Raw genomic sequence first — 16,081 nt, forward strand, 5'->3', positions numbered from 1 at the left:
CCTCCCCGCTCAGATGCGCTCTTGCTCACTGTGCGCCCGGAGGATCCGCCAGGCCCCGTAGAACATAGGCAGGCTTGTGCAGACCGTCAGGGCGACGACCAGCGCGATCCAGCCGGCGCCCGGATGCTCCGGCAGGAGGAACGTTCCCACCACCATCAGGCCGGTCATGACGAGGGTGATGATCGTCACCGGCCCGGTGGGCCTGTTGACCCGGTTCACCTCGCGGTCCTGCGCCTGCTGGGACCAGCGGTGCCCGAGGACGACGATGAAGATCGTCATGATGAACCACGAAACCATCGCCGCGTACTTGGACCAGTCGGGGCCCAGTGCCATCACCAGCCAGTAGGGGATGTTGGCGAAGCCCATGACCAGGAGGATCAGCCCCGTCGTCCGCGCGGGCCTGCGCGTGCGCCGCTCGACGTCGCCGATGTGCCGCAGGGCGTCTTCCGGTGTGAGGTTCTCTCCCACTGTCCCTCCTCGCTCATCTACTCAAACGTTAAGCGATACTCAACTCCCATTCAAGTAGTTTCCTGAGATTGAAAGAGAAGGACCGGATGGGGCACCCGGCCTGTGGGGCGGGCAGGTCATCTCTGGGAGACTGGTGGGGTGCCGGGGCGGGCAGCTCCGGCGGCAGCGCGTTCTCGGTGCGATGGGGAGAGTCGATGGCGGGCACCTTTGAGACGGTCGGCGTGGTCGGCCTGGGCACGATGGGCGCGGGGATCGCCGAGGTGTTCGCCCGCGCGGGACTCACGGTGATCGGGGTCGAGGCCGACCCCGCGGCGCTGGAGCGCGGCCGCGGCCACCTGGAGGGCTCCACCGGCCGGGCCCTGGCGCGGGGCAAGCTGACCGAGGCGGAGCGGGCGGAGATCCTCGGCCGGGTGTCCTTCACCACCTCCCTGGAGGACCTCGCGGACGCCGACCTGGTCATCGAGGCCATCCCCGAGGTCATGGACTACAAGCGGGCCCTGTTCACCGACCTCGACCGGGTCTGCAAGCCGTCCGCGGTGCTGGCCACCAACACCTCCTCGCTCTCGGTCACCGCGATCGCGGCCACCACCACCCGGCCCGGCCGGGTCATCGGCATGCACTTCTTCAACCCCGCGCCGGTCATGAAGCTGGTCGAGGTGGTCCGGACCGTGACCACCGACGACGGCCTCGCCGGCGAGGTGGCCGACCTCGCGCGCCGCCTCGGCAAGACCCCGGTGACCGTCGGCGACCGCGCCGGGTTCGTGGTCAACCGGCTCCTGCTGGCCTACCTCAACCACGCGGCCGCCCTGCTGGAGAACGGTCTGGCCGGCCGGGACGACATCGACGCCGCGATGAAGCTGGGCGCGGGCTTCCCGATGGGTCCCTTCGCCCTGCTCGACCTGATCGGCCTGGACACCTCCTACGAGATCTGCGAGGTCCTGTTCCGGGAGACCCGCGACCGCCGCCACGCCCCGGCGCCGATCCTCCGCGAGCTGGTCACCGCCGGGCGGCTCGGCCGGAAGTCGGGCGAGGGCTTCCACTGCGCCGAGGAGCCCCAGAGCCCCTCGCCCCACGAGAAGCCGTCGGCCGCCTCGGTCGCGGTCCTCGGCGAAGGGGCGGAGGAGTTCTCCGCCCGGCTCTCCGGCGCCGGATTCAAGATCGTCGACCCGGAGGGCGCCGAGCTGGTCCTGGCGCTCTCCCACACCCCCGTGGTCGAGCGGGCCGTACGGCTCCCGCACCCGGACCGCCTGGTCGGCCTGCACCTGGTCGGCGACCAGGTCGCCGAGGTCGCCTCCACCGTGCTCACCTCCCCGGACACCGCCCGGGTCGCGCACGGCCTGCTGCGCATCCTCGGCCGGACCCCGGTGCCCTGCAAGGACCGGGCCGAGTTCGTGGTCGACGCCCTCCTGTACCCGTACCTCAACGACGCCGTGCGGATGTACGAATCCGGCTACGCCTCCATCGAGGACATCGACACGGCCATGAAGCTCGGCTGCGGCTACCCGGCCGGGCCCTTCGAGACACTCGACCGGCTGGGCCTGGAGACCGTCCGCGACGGCCTGCGCGCCCTCTACGCCGAGTACCGCGAGCCGTCCTTCGCCCCCGCGCCGCTGCTCGACCAGCTCGTCACGGCCGGGGTGCGGAGCATCCGCGATCTGACGCCGTGAGCCCGCGCAAGGCGCGCCGGATGGACCCCTTCGACCGGGGCGGCGGCCGGGGTGCCGTCCGGCCCGTCGGGGGTTCCGTTCCCGGCGTCGACCAGGTCGAGGAGTGGCCCGACGGCGACTGGCACGTGCGCCGCGTCAGCGGCGCGGGATCCGACAAGGTCTACCGGTGCCCGGGCTGCGACCAGGAGATCAGGCCGGGCCTGCCGCACCTGGTGAGCTGGCCCGCCTGGGCGGGCGGGGAGAACGAGCGCCGGCACTGGCACACCGCGTGCTGGCGGAACCGCGTCCGGCGCGGCCCGGGCCGGAGCCGATACTGACCCCGGCCACGGAGACGCCGGCCACGGAGACATGGCCGCCGGTTACGGAGACATCGGCCACGGAGACATGGCCGCCGGTTACGGAGACATCGATCACCGGCCGTGGAACGGGCCGGTCACGAAAGGGATGAGATGGAGATCCGGGCCTCTACGGTCCTGCCCGCCAGGCGCGAGCCGATCGAGCTGCACACGGCCGACGGGCTGACGCTCGTGGGCGAGCTGGCCCTCCCCCCGGAGCGGCCCCCGGTCGCCACGCTGGTCTGCCTGCACCCGCTGCCCACGCACGGGGGCATGATGGACAGCCACGTCTACAAGAAGGCCGCCAACCGGCTGCCGGCCCTGGCCGACCTCGCGGTCCTGCGGTTCAACACGCGCGGCACCTCCTCCGAGCGCGGCACCTCCGAGGGGGCCTTCGACGGCGGAGAGGGCGAGCGGTTCGACGTCGCCGCGGCCCTCGAATACGCCGAGTTCCACGACCTGCCCTCCGTCTGGCTGGTCGGCTGGTCCTTCGGCACCGAGCTGGCGCTCAAGTGGGGCCACGACCCGCTCGTGCGGGCGGCGATCCTGCTCTCCCCGCCGCTGCACCGGGCCGGCGACGCCGATCTCGACGCCTGGGCCGCGTTCGGCCGCCCGCTGACCGCGCTGGTCCCCGAGTTCGACGACTACCTCCGGCCGGAGGAGGCCCGCGCCCGTTTCGCCCGGGTGCCGCAGGCCGAGGTCGTCGGGGTGGAGGGCGCCAAGCACCTGTGGGTCGGCGAGCCGTACGTGCGCATCGTGCTGGATGAGATCGTCCGCCGGGTGAACCCGGCCGCGCACCCCCTGCCGACGGAGGTCGCCGACTCGTAGAATCTTGTTCGGTCCGGGGCCGCGCGGTGCGGTCCCGTGAACGAGGAGGAGGCGGTCGTGCAGGCGTTCGATCTTTCCGGGAAGAAGGCGCTCGTCACCGGGGCGTCACGCGGCATCGGGCGGGCGATCGCGGTCGCGTTCGCGCAGGCCGGCGCCGACGTCGCCCTCGTCTCCCGGTCGGCCGAGTCGCTGGCCGGGAGCGCCGGGGAGGTCGAGGCCCACGGGCGCAAGGCCGTGGTGGTCCCGGCCGACCTCACCGACCGGGACGCCGCCGCGCGGGCCGTAGAGCAGGCCGTCGAGTCCCTCGGCCACGTCGACGTGGTGGTCAACAACGCCGGCGGCTCCAACTTCATGGTGCCGTTCAAGGACCTGCGGCTGTCCGGCTGGGACAAGCTGATGAAACTCAACCTCGACTCCGCCATGACCGTCTGCCACGCCGTCGCCCCGCACCTGCTGGAGCGCGGCTCCGGCTCGGTGATCAATGTGGCCTCGGTGGCCGCCAAGGGCGCCCCGTTCCTGGCCGCGTACGCCGCGGCCAAGGCCGGGCTCGTCGCGCTCACCAAGAGCCTCGCCCTGGAATGGGCCGGCAACGGCGTGCGGGTCAACGCGCTGTGCCCCGGCTGGACCGCCACCGACCTCAACCGGAACCTCTGGGAGGACCCGGCCTCGAGCCAGGCCACCGTCCAGACCGTCCCCATGCGCCGCTGGGGCACCCCCGAGGAGATGGCCCACCCCGCGATCTTCCTCGCCAGTGAGGCCTCCGCCTACGTGACCGGTCAGGTGCTCTTCGTCGACGGCGGAGTGACCACGACCTCATAACTGATCGCCAGTCAAGGGGTGTCAGATCGGGAGTCCGCGATTACGGTGGACGGCGTGCGCCTGTACACACGATCGGCGGGCGAGGGACTTCCGGTCATCCTTCTCCACGCGTTCCCGATGTCGTCCACCATGTGGCTGGCCCAGCGCGAAGGCCTGGCGGCCACCTGCAAGGTGATCACTCCGGACCTGCGCGGATTCGGCGGCTCGATGCTCGGCGACGACGACCCGTCACTCGACGTGATGGCCGACGACGTCGTCCGCCTCCTCGACGAGGAAGGCCTGGACCGGGCCGTGATCGGCGGCCAGTCCATGGGCGGCTACGTGACGATGGCCCTGTGCCGCCGCCATCCCGACCGGATCCTGGGCGTGATCCTCGCCGACACGAAGGCGACCGCCGACCCCGAGCCCGCGCGGGCCAACCGCGAGCGCATCGCCGCCGCCGTCCTCGACCGGGGCACGGCGGTCCTGATCGAAGAGGTGCTCCCGGCCCTGGTGGGGTCCACCACCAAGCAGCGCCGGGCGATGGTGTTCGGCCGCGTCCGCGGCCTGGTGCAGTCGGCCCCGCCGGGCGCCGTCGCCTGGGCCCAGCGGGCCATGGCCGCCCGCCCCGACTCCTTCGACACCCTGCGGGCGCTGAAGGTGCCCGCCCTCGTGATCGTCGGTGAGGAGGACGAGCTGTCGCCGCTGTCCGACGCCGAGGCGATGACGGACGCGGTCCCCGACGGCCGCCTGACCGTGATCGAGAAAGCCGGTCACCTGAGCGCGATCGAGCAGCCCGAGGCCTTCAACCGGGCCGTGACCGGCTTCCTCAAGGACCGCCTCCTCTGATCCGAGGGGTCATGGCCTCTGATCCGAGGGGTCATGGCCGCGCCGTGCGGGCGGGTTCTCCGATGGCGGAGCGAACCGGATGACGTTTTGTCGGTGCGCGTTGCGATGATCCGATCGGATGAAGGGAGAAAGCAGATGCCGAACGATCCCGGTGAGGTCGATCGCTTCATGGCGACCCTCCAGCACCCGCTGAAGGAGGGGGTCGAACAGCTGAGGACGGCGATTCTGGCATCGAACCCGGAGATCACCGAGCGGGTGAAGTGGAATGCCCCCAGCTTCTGCTACGGCGGGACGGACAGGGTGACCTTCCTGCTCCGGCCGGGCGACCGGCTGCAGCTTGTCTTCCACCGCGGAGCCAAGGTCCGTGACGACAGCGCCGGGTTCATCTTTCACGACCCCACGGGTTTGATGACGTGGCAGGCATCCGACAGGGGCGTCGTATCGTTCACCGGCCTGGAAGACGTCGAGTCCAAGAAGGCGGCGGTCGTGTCCCTGGTGAACGAATGGGTCCTGGCGTAGCCGTGCGGTGATCGGATCCACGAGACCGGGCTGCCGGCTCGTCGAGGACCGTACGGCTATGTCGTCCGTACGGCGCGCAGGCAGCGGTCGGCCTGGGCGCGGAGGGCGTCGGTGAGGGCGGGCGGGCCGCTGACGAGGGTGAAGTCGGCGTCCACCGAAGTGATCATCCAGACCAGGTCCGACGGGGTGTCGGCGCCGACGTGCAGCAGGCAGCTGCGGTCGTCGACGGCCTCGATCACGCCCATGCCCGGCCAGACCCGCTCGGCCACGTCCCCGGCGGACTCGTGCAGGGTGACGGTCGCCTGGAACGGCCAGGTCCGTGACGACAGCTGGTGCGCCAGGTAGGCGGCGACATCGCCGTCGGGCGGCTGCCTGGGCGCGAACCGGGGACCGGTGGGCGGGCGGGGGGTCAGCCGGTCCACCCGGAAGGTGCGCCAGTCGCCGCGGTCGACGTCCCAGGCGACGAGATACCAGTGCCGTTCGAAGCTGACCAGGCTGTGCGGTTCGACGGACCGGACCGTGTCGCCGCCGCGAGGGCTCGTGTAGTCGAAGCGCAGCCGTTCGCGCCGGCGGCAGGCCTCGGCGATCACCATCAGCGCGTCCGGGCTCACCGCGGGCCCGGTGCCGCCGACCCGGACGGTCACCGTGTTCAGCGTGTTCACCCGGTGGCGCAGCCGGGAGGGCAGCACCTGCTCGAGTTTGGCCAGCGCCCGCAGCGAGGTCTCCTCGATCCCGGCGACCGAGCCGCCCGCCGCCGTACGGAGACCGACCGCCACGGCGACCGCCTCCTCGTCGTCGAGCAGCAGCGGCGGCAGCGACGTGCCGGCGCCCAGCCGGTAACCGGCGGCGCCCTGGGTGGCATGAACCGGGTAACCCAGTTCGCGCAGCCGTTCCACGTCTCTGCGGACCGTGCGCGCGGTGACGCCCAGCCGGCCGGCGAGTTCGGCGCCGGACCAGTCGCGGCGGGTCTGCAGCAGCGACAGCAGTTTGAGCAGCCGCGCGGAGGTCTCCAGCATGTCCCAAGATTGTCAGACCCTTAGGACCGGACTCGTCCTAAGCGGCTCATAACGTCGTGGCCATGACGAACCCGCAGCAGGACATCCGTCCCTTCCGCATCGACATCCCGCAGGCGCAGCTCGACGACCTGGGCGCACGCCTGGCCGGCACCCGCTGGCCGGACGAGCTGCCGGGCGTCGGATGGAGCCGGGGAGTGCCGGTGGGTTACCTGAAGGAGCTCGCCGAGTACTGGCGCACCGGTTACGACTGGCGGGCGCACGAGGCGGCGCTCAACGAGCACCCGCAGTACATGACCACCATCGACGGGCAGAACGTCCACTTCCTGCACGTGCGCTCGCCCGAGCCCGGCGCCATGCCCCTGATGCTGCTGCACGGCTGGCCGGGCGGGATCGTGGACTTCCTCGACGTCATCGGCCCGCTCTCGGACCCCCGCACGCACGGCGGCGACCCGGCCGACGCCTTCCACCTGGTGATCCCGTCGCTGCCGGGGTTCGGGTTCTCCACGCCGCTGGCCGGACCGGGCATGAGCGCGGCCGCGATGGCCGGAGTGCTCGCGCGGCTGATGTCCCTGCTCGGATACGAGCGGTACGGCGTCCAGGGCTACGACACCGGCGCGTGGGTCGCTCCCCGGATGGGCGGGCAGGACCCGGAACACGTCGTCGGCGTTCACGTCAACGCCCTGCTCACCTTCCCGATCGGGGAGGAGGGCGAGATGGACGGCCTGTCCGAGGTCGAGCGGCGGCGCTGGCAGGCGATGCAGGACTTCAACGACGGCTACCTGCAGTGCAACTCCAAGCGGCCGCAGACGGTGACGTACGGGCTGCACGACTCGCCCGTCGGCCAGCTCGCCTGGATCGTGGAGAAGTTCAAGGAGCTCACCGTCCCGGAGGAGGGGCTCCCCGAGGACAGCATCGACCGCGACCGGATCCTGACCGACGTCTCGCTGTACTGGCTGACCGGCACGGCCGGATCGGCGGCGCAGATCTACTACGAGGAGGTCTCCGCGAACGCCTGGAACGGGGCCGGCGAGGGGGACGGCGCGGACTGGAGCGGAGCCGGAGATGGGGGCGGCGCGGACTGGAGCGAAGGCGAGACCGCAGGCGGAGGCGGCGCGGACTGGAACGGAGGCGAGGCCGCGGGCGGGGACGCGGGCGGCTGGGCCGGGGCACAGCGCGGGACGGTGCCGACCGGCGTGCTGGTCTCCGCCCATGACGTGACCATCCGCCGCTGGGCCGAGCGCGACCACAACGTCGTGCGCTGGACCGAACTCGGCAGGGGCGGCCACTTCCTCGCGATGGAGGAGCCCGGCCTGCTGGTCGGCGACGTCCGCGAGTTCTTCCGGAAGGTCCGCTGAGATGGGCGCCCGCGGGCCGGCGCGACGGCCGGGCACCGACCTGCTGACCCCGCGGGCGCTCAACCGCGCGCTGCTGGAACGGCAGATGCTGCTGCGCCGCACGGACCTGCCGGTCGTCGCGGCCGTCGAACGGGTGCTCGGGCTGAACGCCCAAGATCCCAACCTGCCGTACCTCGCGCTCTGGAGCAGACTGGAGAGGTTCGCCATCAAGGACCTGACGGCCGCGATCGAGGATCGTTCGCTGGTCCGGTCGACGATGATGCGGGCCACGCAGCATCTGCTGTCCGTACCGGACTTCCGGCTGGTCCGCCCGGCGCTGGAACCGCTGCTGCGCCGGGTGCAGCGCAACGTCTTCGGCCGCCGCACCGCCGGTGTCGACCTCGATGCGCTCGTCGCCGAGGCGAGGGAACTGCTCGGCGGCCGGGTGCTGACCCGGCCCCAGCTGGGCCGGCTGCTGGCCGGGCAGCGGCCGGGCGCGGACCCGACCGCCCTCGGCTGGACGGTGCAGTACCTGCCGGACTTCGACGCGACGCTCCTCGCCCACGCGGACCGGACGCGGATGATGACCGACCAGATCCGCCGCCGGGTCTGCGTCGGCGACGCCGTCGCCGCCGTCGTCCTCGTCGACGGTACGGTCGCCGCGACGTGGACGCGGTCCCGCACCGGCGAGACCGCCGTACTGACCGTGCGGCCGTTCTTCCCGCTGTCGATCTCGGACCGCGACGCCGTCGAGGCCGAAGCCGGCCGGCTGCTCGCCTTCACCGACCCGGACGCCTCCGAGTGCCGTGTCCGGCTCTTTCGGGAGTCTTGAGCGGCATTCCGGACGGGTCTCGTGACGCGTCCCGCCCCGGGGCGGATGCTCCGGGCCGGCCACGATAAACCGGCGGGCCGTTCACCGGATGAGCTCTCGCCCGCTGTACGCCGCCCGCTGTACGCCGCCGCCCCCGCCCGCTGTATGCCGCCCGACGGTCCGGCGAAGCGGCGCGGGGTCACTCGCCGTCTGGGTCCGCCGGCTCCGCGGCCGGTGCGATCTGCAGTCGTGCCGCGGCGCCGCCGGCGATCTCACGCCCGTGATTCAGCGTGTAGTCGAGCTGCCTGGCCAGGAGCGGGAGGTCGGCCGGGGGCAGGTACGCCTCGGCGCCGGCGTCGAGCAGCCGCCGGACCGGGCCGTGGTACTGAACCCCGAGTTCGCGGTCCTCGATTTCGGTGACGATGACGCGGGCTTTCGGGAACATCGATCGGAGCGCTGAGATCAGCTGCGGGCTGCCCGGAGGGATCAGCAGCACATCGGTCGTCGCGGGAGCGGCGTGCATGTCGAGCACCACGTAGTCCGCCCCGAGCTGGTTCGACAGCGCGACCCGGGCCGCGGTCGACAGCTTCATCGCGGTGGCCACGACCGTCACGCTCTCGTCGTCGACCGGTTCTCGGTCGTCGGCCTCATCTGAGGCGTCGCGATCGACGACGGCGCCTCGGACCACGTCGACGGTGCTGGAGATCGTCGCGATCGACGCGCCGTCCCGCGTGAGGACCAGGGTCTCGCCGGGTTCGAGGGCGTCGATGAGTGCCACGACGTCGTCGGGGAGGCGGGTCACGTCGATGCGCTGCGCGGAGCGTGGGGCGCGTTTGCGGATCACCATGCCTGCGACACGCTCACGGCCGCGGGGACACCCCGTGTCATGCGCCGTCCCGGCCGTCCGGCGAAAGGCCCCCTGCGGTGACACGGCTGCCTGCCCCGAAGGCGCTGCTCAACCAGATGATCACTCGAGCCCCTTCTGACGCTGTGGCGCTCAGCGCTCTCGATGTCGTCGCCTCCATCTAACCCGACCGCGCCGCGGTCCGGCCCGTCACCCGCTCACCGATCGCCTGCGCGCGGCGTCCCGCCGGACGGGGGCGAGCCCGGAGACGAAAAAAGGAGAGCCCGGCGACCGTGAAGGTCACCGGGCTCTCCTGTAGCCGTCGTCAACGTCGTGGAGCCTGGGCGCGTTACTCCTGCCACCACTCCGCGTCGTCGTCGGCCTTCTCCGCCTTCGCGGCGGCCGGGACGGGCTTGTCGTTGCCGTTGGCGGCGGCGATGGCCGGCTTGGCCGGGGCCGCGGTGACGGCGGGCTCGGGGTCGGCCGCGGGGAGCGGCGCGCCGCCGAGCAGCTGGCGCAGCTGGGCCAGGTGGCTGGTGATGCTGTCGCGCTGGCGGGTGAGCTCGTCGACCTGGCGCTGGGCGACCGTGCGGCTCCGCTCGGCCTCGGCCTTGGCCTCGGAGACGATCGACTCGGCGCTGCTCTTGGCCTCGGAGACGATCTGGTCGGCGTTCTTGCGGGCGTTGGTCAGCAGCTGCTTGGCGTGCGTGTCGGCCTCGCGGCGGGTCTGCTCGGCCTGCTGGGTGGCCTTGGTGGCCCGCTGCTCGGCGGTGGCCGCGCGCTGCTCGGCCTCGGCGACCAGCTTCTGGGTGGCGGCCTGCGCGGTGGCGTGGCGCTCGGCCTCCTGGCGCTCGGCCTCCTCGCGGCGGGCGGCGAGCTGGATCTCGAACTCGGCCTCGTCCTGGGCCCGCTTGGCCTCGGACTCCTCCAGGATGCGCTGGGCCTGCGCCCGCATCTCGTCGGCCTGACGCTTGGCCGTGGTGAGGATCTCGTCGCGCTCGCGCTTGGTCGAGGCGCGGAGCTGGGCGACCTCGCGCTCGGTGGTGGTGCGGAGCTTGGCGATCTCGCGCTCGGCGTCCGCGCGCTTCTCGGCGACCTCGTGGTCGGCGGTGGCGCGGAGCTTGGCGACCTCGCGCTCGGTGGTGGAGGTGAGCTCCTCGGACTCGCGGCGGGCGGTCGAGCGGATCTCCTCGGCCTCGCGCTCGGCGGTCCCGCGCATGTCGTCGGCCTCGCGGGTGGCGAGGGCGCGCTTCTCCGCCGCCTCGTTCTCGGCCGCGGCGCGCATGTCGGCGGCCTCCACCTTGGCGGCCGCCTTGATCTCGTTCGCCTCGGACCGGGCGGCCTGAACGAGCTCGGTGGCCTGCTCCTCGGCGAGACGGAGCAGCTGCTCGATGCGGGCGCCGAGGCCGGAGTAGGTCGGCCTCTCCTGCTCCTGGAGCTGGCGCTGGGAGTCGCTCAGATCCCGCTGCAGGCCGGTGACCTGCTCCCGGGCCTGACGCAGTTCGGTGTCGAGCTGCTTCAGGTAGTCGTGAACCTGGTGCCGGTCATAGCCACGGAGCACCACGTCGAATTCCCGGGCGGGGGCGTCCTCAAAGAAGTTGTTGAGCTGGGCGTCGATGTCGGACTGCATGGAGGCTCGATCCTGGGTTGGCGAGACGGCTACACGGGCTGGACGGGGGCTGGAGACATCCGAGGCAGGATCCCTGGTGGACCCACGTCCGGTTGATAGGCCAGCGTACTCCGCTGTTGCCTCGTTGGCGGCCCCCTCTGGCTATCTGCGCGACTTGTTACGTATGAGTCTCCCTTGTGTTCGGCGGAGCTACTGTCCCTGGTCAGGAGCCTGGACGAGCTCGGTCAGCATCCCGCCCACGTCCTTGGGATGCAGAAAAGCTATGGAGGAGCCCATCGATCCGTGACGCGGCTTCTCGTCGAGGAGGCGGATCCCCTTTCCGCCGATCTCCTCCAGAGCCCGCGCGACGTCGGGGACTCCGAAGGCAACATGGTGCACTCCCTCGCCGCGCTTGGCCAGGAACTTCCCGACGGGCGTGTCGGGGCCCAGCGGCTCCAGGAGCTGGATGTAGGACCCGCCCCCCTCGCCGTCGGCGATGTGGAGCATGGCCTCCTTGACGCCCTGCTCCTCGTTGACCTCGCGCGCCACCACCGTCAGGTCGAAGGTCCGCTCGAAGAACGCGATCTTCTCTTCCAGGTCGTGGCAGGCGATTCCCACATGGTCGATACGCATGAACATAGGGCCAACCTCCATGGCAGTCGTTCCTGTACTCATGGGTATGGTGGCAAAGTCGCCCCACTTCCTGCCAGGGAGGCCCCTCTATGTCTGGTTCCGTCATCGTCGCCGGAGCTCGTACCCCCATCGGCCGTCTCCTCGGCTCGTTGTCGAGCCTGACGGCCGCAGAGCTCGGCGGCATCGCCATCAAGGCCGCGCTGGAGCGCGCCGGCGTCGCCCCCGAGGCCGTGCAATACGTGATCATGGGGCAGGTCCTCCAGGCCGGAGCGGGCCAGATCCCCTCCCGCCAGGCCGCGGTGAAGGCCGGGATCCCGATGACCGTGCCGTCGCTGACGATCAACAAGGTCTGCCTGTCCGGGCTGGACGCGATCGCCCTCGCCGACCAGCTCATCCGGGCGGGCGAGTTCGACATCGTCGTGGCGGGCGGCATGGAGTCGATGTCCAACGCCCCGCACCTGCTGCCCGGCCTGCGCAGGGGAGTGAAGTACGGCGGCGCGGACATCGTCGACTCGATGGCCCACGACGGCCTCACCGACGCCTACGACCAGGTGTCCATGGGCGAGTCCACCGAGCGGCACAACGCCCGCCTCGGCTGGAGCCGCGAGGAGCAGGACGAGTTCTCCGCCCGTTCCCACCGGCTCGCCGCGGAGGCGATCAAGAACGGCGTCCTCGACGAGATCGTCCCGGTCCCGATCCCGCAGCGGAAGGGCGACCCGGTGGTCGTCACCGCCGACGAGGGAGTGCGGGCCGACACCACCGTCGAGGCCCTGGGCAGGCTGCGCCCCGCCTTCAGCAAGGACGGCACGATCACCGCCGGCTCCGCCTCGCAGATCTCCGACGGCGCCTGCGCCGTGGTCGTGATGTCCAAGACCAAGGCCGAGGAGCTGGGCCTGGAGTGGCTGGCCGAGATCGGCGCCCACGGCAACGTGGCCGGTCCCGACAACTCGCTGCAGTCCCAGCCGGCCAACGCCGTCAAGCACGCCCTGGGCAAGCAGGGGCTCCTGGTCGACGACCTCGACCTGCTGGAGATCAACGAGGCGTTCGCCCAGGTCGTGCTGCAGTCCGCCAAGGACCTCGGCGTCTCGCTCGACAAGGTCAACGTCAACGGCGGCGGCATCGCCGTCGGCCACCCGATCGGCGCCTCCGGCGCCCGCATCGTGCTCGCCCTGGCCTACGAGCTCAAGCGCCGCGGCGGCGGGCTCGGCGCGGCCGGGCTGTGCGGCGGCGGCGGCCAGGGCGACGCCCTGATCATCCGCGTCCCCTCGGCCTGACGTCCGGACCCGCCCGCGGACGCCGGTGGATCTCCGGCCGCGGGCGGGTCTCATGATGTCGGCGATCCGGTGTGTGATCTGATCGAGGGTACGGAGGCGGCATGGACCTGGGCGTGGATCTGGACGTCCTGATCGCGGGAGCGCGCGAGGGGCGGCCCCGCGCCGTGGCCCGCCTGATCTCCCTGGTGGAGAACGGCTCGCCGCTGCTGCGGGAGATCACCGCGAGGCTCTGCGCCGACCGGCCGAACCGCGCCCGGATCATCGGGCTGACCGGCTCGCCCGGGGTGGGCAAGTCGACCTCCACCGGGATGCTGGTCCGGGCGTTCCGCAAGCGGGGCCTGCGGGTCGGCGTGCTCGCGGTGGACCCGTCCTCGCCGTTCACCGGCGGGGCGCTGCTCGGTGACCGGGTGCGGATGCAGGACCACGCCACCGACCCCGAGGTGTTCATCCGGTCGATGGCCAGCCGGGGTCACCTGGGCGGACTGTCCTGGGCGACGCCGCAGGCGCTGCGCGTGCTGGAGGCCGCGGGCTGCGAGGTCGTCCTCGTCGAGACCGTGGGGGTCGGCCAGGCCGAGGTGGAGATCGCCTCCCTGGCCGACAGCACCATCGTGCTGCTCGCCCCCGGCATGGGCGACGGCGTCCAGGCCGCCAAGGCGGGCATCCTGGAGATCGCCGACGTGTTCGTGGTGAACAAGGCCGACCGCGACGGCGCCCAGGCGGCGATCCGCGAGCTCCGCAACATGATCGCGCTGGTCGAGCGGGACTGGAAGCCGCCGATCGTGCCGACGGTGGCCTACCGGGGAGAGGGCGGCGAAGAGGTGGTCGAGGCCCTGGACAAGCACCTGGCGTACCTGGAGGCCTCGGGCGAGCTGGAGCGCCGCCGCCACGCCAGGGCGCGTGAGGAGATCGAGGCCATCGCCCTGACCGCGCTGCGGTCCCGGTTCGCCGACCTCCACGGGGACCGGAGGCTCGACGCGCTCGCCGGGCGCGTCGTGGAGGCCGGTCTCGACCCCTACTCGGCGGCCGACGAACTGCTGGCCGCCCTGGACTGAGGATCCGCCCCGGACTGAGGAACTGCCCTGGACCGAGGATCCGCCTCGGCCGGGCGCTCGCTCAGGTCTCGTCGGCGAACTTCACGGTGACCTTCTCGAAGCCGAGACCGGTCAGCATGCCCTGCAGCATCATCTTGGTGTTCTGGTCGGCGCGGTTGCGCAGGTCGCTCGCGAGGGCCGCCTCGGCGATCTTCTTCTCGGCCAGGACGTAGAGCTCCTGCTGGTTGCTCGGGGAGGACGACAGGAAGTCGGAGACCCGGTCGAAGAGCCCGCGCTCCTGGGCGTAGACGTAGGAACGCCGGTTGTCGAGGTTGGGCTTCTCCAGCTGGGCGCGCGGGAGCCGTACCGTCACCTCGGTCCGGTCGGGTGAGACGGTCAGCGCGTCCTTGGCGAGGCCGCTGAAGTCGACGTAGGCGTCGACGCCGCCCGCCCCCACGAAGAGGGTCCGGGTGCCCTTGACCGCGTCGGGCAGGAAGTCGGCGTCCTTCTCCAGGTCGACGATGACCTGGAAGTTCCCGGTGGCCGCCTCGAACCGGCTGAGGTTGTGGATGGACTGCAGCAGGACGGGCTGGCTGCGGTCGACCGTGGTCTCACCGAACGGGTTCATCCACGACCAGGCGAGCCGGCCGCCGACGAGGAGGAGGACCGCGGCGACGAGGAGCCCGGCCAGCAGGCGCCAGCGGCGCCTGCGGGGCGCCGAGGGGGCGGCGGGTGGTGCTTCCACACGAGCCTTCACGGCGGTCCCCTTCCCCGGACGGCGGGTTTCTCACGTAGAGCCTATGCCGATCTTGTCTGTGGCGGCGCGCTGCCCCACCCGTTCCGGCCATCGCCCGGTCTCCGCCGCCCCGGCTCTGGCCGGGTGGCCGCCGAAGTGGACGTTCTGCAGACGGCATCCGACGAAGTCGGCGTAGTGGAGGCGGAGCCAGTCGCGCCGCTGGGTCTCGGTCAGGCCGGAGAACCACGCGGCGGCGTACCGGTGCTCGGGGAGCGGCCCGCCGGGCAGCGGCTCGCCGCGCAGCCAGGCGGTCACGACGTCGCGGTAGCCCGCCGAGGGCGTCCTGTCGCACTTGGCGGCCAGGCCGTCCACGAACTCGTCGGCGGCCCGGTCCGCGAACCCGGCGGCCAGGTCGTCCACGTGCACGGGGACCGTTCCGGGGGTGAGAGGGGCGCCGTCGCGCCGGGGGCGCTGCTCCACCCGGGAGAACTCGCCCGGCGTGCCCGCCAGCCTTGAGGCGATCTTGATGAACGTCGAGCCGAGCTCGTCCAGCCCGGTGCGCATCCCCGGATGCACGCAGACCATGATCGGCCACTCCTGGCAGCTGTAGACCACCCGCTCGGCCGAGACGGACTGCGGTTCGGTCAGCAGCCGGGACAGCCCGGCCCCGGCGGCCAGCACCGCCAGCAGCGCGGCGGCCAGCACGAGTGCCTGGCGGGTCACCACCGCCGCCCAGCCCAGCAGCAGCGCGGCGCTGATGCCCAGCAGCCAGAGGGTCTGGTCGGCGAAGGCGGCCGAGCTCAGCCCCTGGAAGAGGTCGTACGGCTGCCGCGTGCCGGGCACGAGCCGGTCGGCCCAGCTCGATCCCTCGGAGAGCCAGGCGAACAGCGCGTAGCAGCCGATCCCGGCGAACACCGGAGTGATCGTCCAGGGGAGCAGCCAGCCGGTCACCCAGCCGATGGTGACGTACAGCGCCAGCCCGGCCACACTCATGACCAGGCCGCTGGGGAGCAGGCGGCCCGCCTGCTCGGTGAGCATGGTCTTGACCGCCAGGACCAGCACGGTGGCGGTGAAGGAGCCCATGACCACCACCAGGATCGCCAGCGGCGCGCGCACCGCCTGCCAGGGCGTCAGGGCCCGGCCGCCGGTCCCGCGCCGCCTGCGGACCGCCACCCAGGCGGCGAACGCCGCGGCGACCGGTCCGGTGAGCCGGAGTGAGCCGATGAGGGCGACGATGATGTTCTCCCACGCGCTGACGCCCGGGATGAGGACGCTCCACGCCGCGACCAGGCCGAGCACGAGAAGGACGGCGACCGCCACCAACGCGCT

17 protein-coding genes are annotated in these 16,081 nt (G+C 72.0%); 10 read left to right on the top strand and 7 right to left on the bottom strand.

Annotated features, from left to right (window positions below; translation table 11 throughout):
- Positions 1–9: 9 nt before the first annotated feature.
- The gene (locus Plo01_RS06125; RefSeq protein ID WP_203889520.1) at positions 10–468 is read right to left on the bottom strand and encodes a hypothetical protein; all 459 of its coding nucleotides are present in this window, start codon (positions 466–468) and stop codon (positions 10–12) included.
- A gap of 194 nt (positions 469–662) precedes the next feature.
- Between Plo01_RS06125 and Plo01_RS06130 the strand changes: the two genes are divergently transcribed.
- From Plo01_RS06130 to Plo01_RS06155, 6 genes are all read left to right on the top strand, one after another.
- Entirely contained in the window at positions 663–2,135 is a 1,473-nt protein-coding gene (locus Plo01_RS06130; protein ID WP_203889521.1) for a 3-hydroxyacyl-CoA dehydrogenase family protein, read from the top strand.
- A complete protein-coding gene (locus tag Plo01_RS06135) occupies positions 2,132–2,452 on the top strand; it encodes an Rv1322 family protein (RefSeq protein ID WP_203889522.1) in 321 nt (106 codons plus the stop codon). The genes Plo01_RS06130 and Plo01_RS06135 overlap by 4 nt, the downstream gene beginning before the upstream one ends.
- 132 nt (positions 2,453–2,584) lie before the next feature.
- On the top strand, positions 2,585–3,298 hold the full coding sequence (locus tag Plo01_RS06140) for an alpha/beta hydrolase (protein WP_203889523.1): 714 nt from the start codon (positions 2,585–2,587) through the stop codon (positions 3,296–3,298).
- A 36-nt stretch (positions 3,299–3,334) separates the two neighbouring features.
- Positions 3,335–4,117 (top strand): SDR family NAD(P)-dependent oxidoreductase, encoded by a 783-nt coding sequence (locus tag Plo01_RS06145; RefSeq protein WP_239315923.1) that lies wholly within the window; start codon positions 3,335–3,337, stop codon positions 4,115–4,117.
- Between the two features lie 54 nt (positions 4,118–4,171).
- Entirely contained in the window at positions 4,172–4,945 is a 774-nt protein-coding gene (locus tag Plo01_RS06150; protein ID WP_203889524.1) for an alpha/beta fold hydrolase, read from the top strand.
- Positions 4,946–5,080: 135 nt separating this feature from the next.
- Entirely contained in the window at positions 5,081–5,464 is a 384-nt protein-coding gene (locus tag Plo01_RS06155; protein WP_203889525.1) for a DUF1801 domain-containing protein, read from the top strand.
- Between the two features lie 56 nt (positions 5,465–5,520).
- Here the strand turns inward: Plo01_RS06155 and Plo01_RS06160 are convergent, their stop codons facing one another.
- Complete coding sequence (locus Plo01_RS06160) at positions 5,521–6,480, bottom strand: helix-turn-helix transcriptional regulator (RefSeq protein WP_203889526.1); 960 nt, start codon at positions 6,478–6,480, stop codon at positions 5,521–5,523.
- Between the two features lie 62 nt (positions 6,481–6,542).
- Here Plo01_RS06160 and Plo01_RS06165 point away from each other — a divergent pair, with 62 nt between their 5' ends.
- Entirely contained in the window at positions 6,543–7,835 is a 1,293-nt protein-coding gene (locus Plo01_RS06165; protein ID WP_203889527.1) for an epoxide hydrolase family protein, read from the top strand.
- A gap of 1 nt (position 7,836) precedes the next feature.
- Positions 7,837–8,646 carry a DNA glycosylase AlkZ-like family protein gene (locus Plo01_RS06170; protein WP_203889528.1) on the top strand — a complete coding sequence of 270 codons (810 nt, stop codon included), beginning with the start codon at positions 7,837–7,839 and terminating at the stop codon, positions 8,644–8,646.
- A 178-nt stretch (positions 8,647–8,824) separates the two neighbouring features.
- Here Plo01_RS06170 and Plo01_RS06175 read toward each other — a convergent pair whose 3' ends face one another.
- The 3 genes from Plo01_RS06175 to mce all read right to left on the bottom strand — a co-directional run bounded on the left by Plo01_RS06175 (position 8,825) and on the right by mce (position 11,717).
- On the bottom strand, positions 8,825–9,472 hold the full coding sequence (locus Plo01_RS06175; RefSeq protein WP_239315925.1) for a hypothetical protein: 648 nt from the start codon (positions 9,470–9,472) through the stop codon (positions 8,825–8,827).
- A 346-nt stretch (positions 9,473–9,818) separates the two neighbouring features.
- Positions 9,819–11,099 carry a DivIVA domain-containing protein gene (locus Plo01_RS06180; protein WP_203889529.1) on the bottom strand — a complete coding sequence of 427 codons (1,281 nt, stop codon included), beginning with the start codon at positions 11,097–11,099 and terminating at the stop codon, positions 9,819–9,821.
- Positions 11,100–11,288: 189 nt separating this feature from the next.
- Complete coding sequence (mce, locus tag Plo01_RS06185; protein ID WP_203889530.1) at positions 11,289–11,717, bottom strand: methylmalonyl-CoA epimerase; 429 nt, start codon at positions 11,715–11,717, stop codon at positions 11,289–11,291.
- An 83-nt stretch (positions 11,718–11,800) separates the two neighbouring features.
- On the opposite strand from mce, the gene Plo01_RS06190 reads away from it, so the two are divergent.
- Together Plo01_RS06190 and meaB are read left to right on the top strand one after the other, a co-directional pair.
- Positions 11,801–12,985 (top strand): acetyl-CoA C-acetyltransferase, encoded by a 1,185-nt coding sequence (locus Plo01_RS06190; protein ID WP_203889531.1) that lies wholly within the window; start codon positions 11,801–11,803, stop codon positions 12,983–12,985.
- A gap of 101 nt (positions 12,986–13,086) precedes the next feature.
- Positions 13,087–14,037: a methylmalonyl Co-A mutase-associated GTPase MeaB gene (gene meaB / locus Plo01_RS06195; RefSeq protein WP_203889532.1), complete on the top strand. Its 951-nt coding sequence runs from the start codon at positions 13,087–13,089 to the stop codon at positions 14,035–14,037.
- Between the two features lie 61 nt (positions 14,038–14,098).
- Here meaB and Plo01_RS06200 read toward each other — a convergent pair whose 3' ends face one another.
- Together Plo01_RS06200 and Plo01_RS06205 are read right to left on the bottom strand one after the other, a co-directional pair.
- Positions 14,099–14,761, bottom strand: a complete 663-nt coding sequence (locus Plo01_RS06200) for a DUF4230 domain-containing protein (protein ID WP_239315927.1) — start codon at positions 14,759–14,761, stop codon at positions 14,099–14,101.
- 42 nt (positions 14,762–14,803) lie between these two features.
- Positions 14,804–16,072: a hypothetical protein gene (locus Plo01_RS06205; RefSeq protein WP_203889534.1), complete on the bottom strand. Its 1,269-nt coding sequence runs from the start codon at positions 16,070–16,072 to the stop codon at positions 14,804–14,806.
- Positions 16,073–16,081 lie beyond the last annotated feature (9 nt).

The sequence above is a fragment of the Planobispora longispora genome, assembly GCF_016863135.1.
Taxonomy (GTDB): Bacteria; Actinomycetota; Actinomycetes; order Streptosporangiales; family Streptosporangiaceae; genus Planobispora; species Planobispora longispora.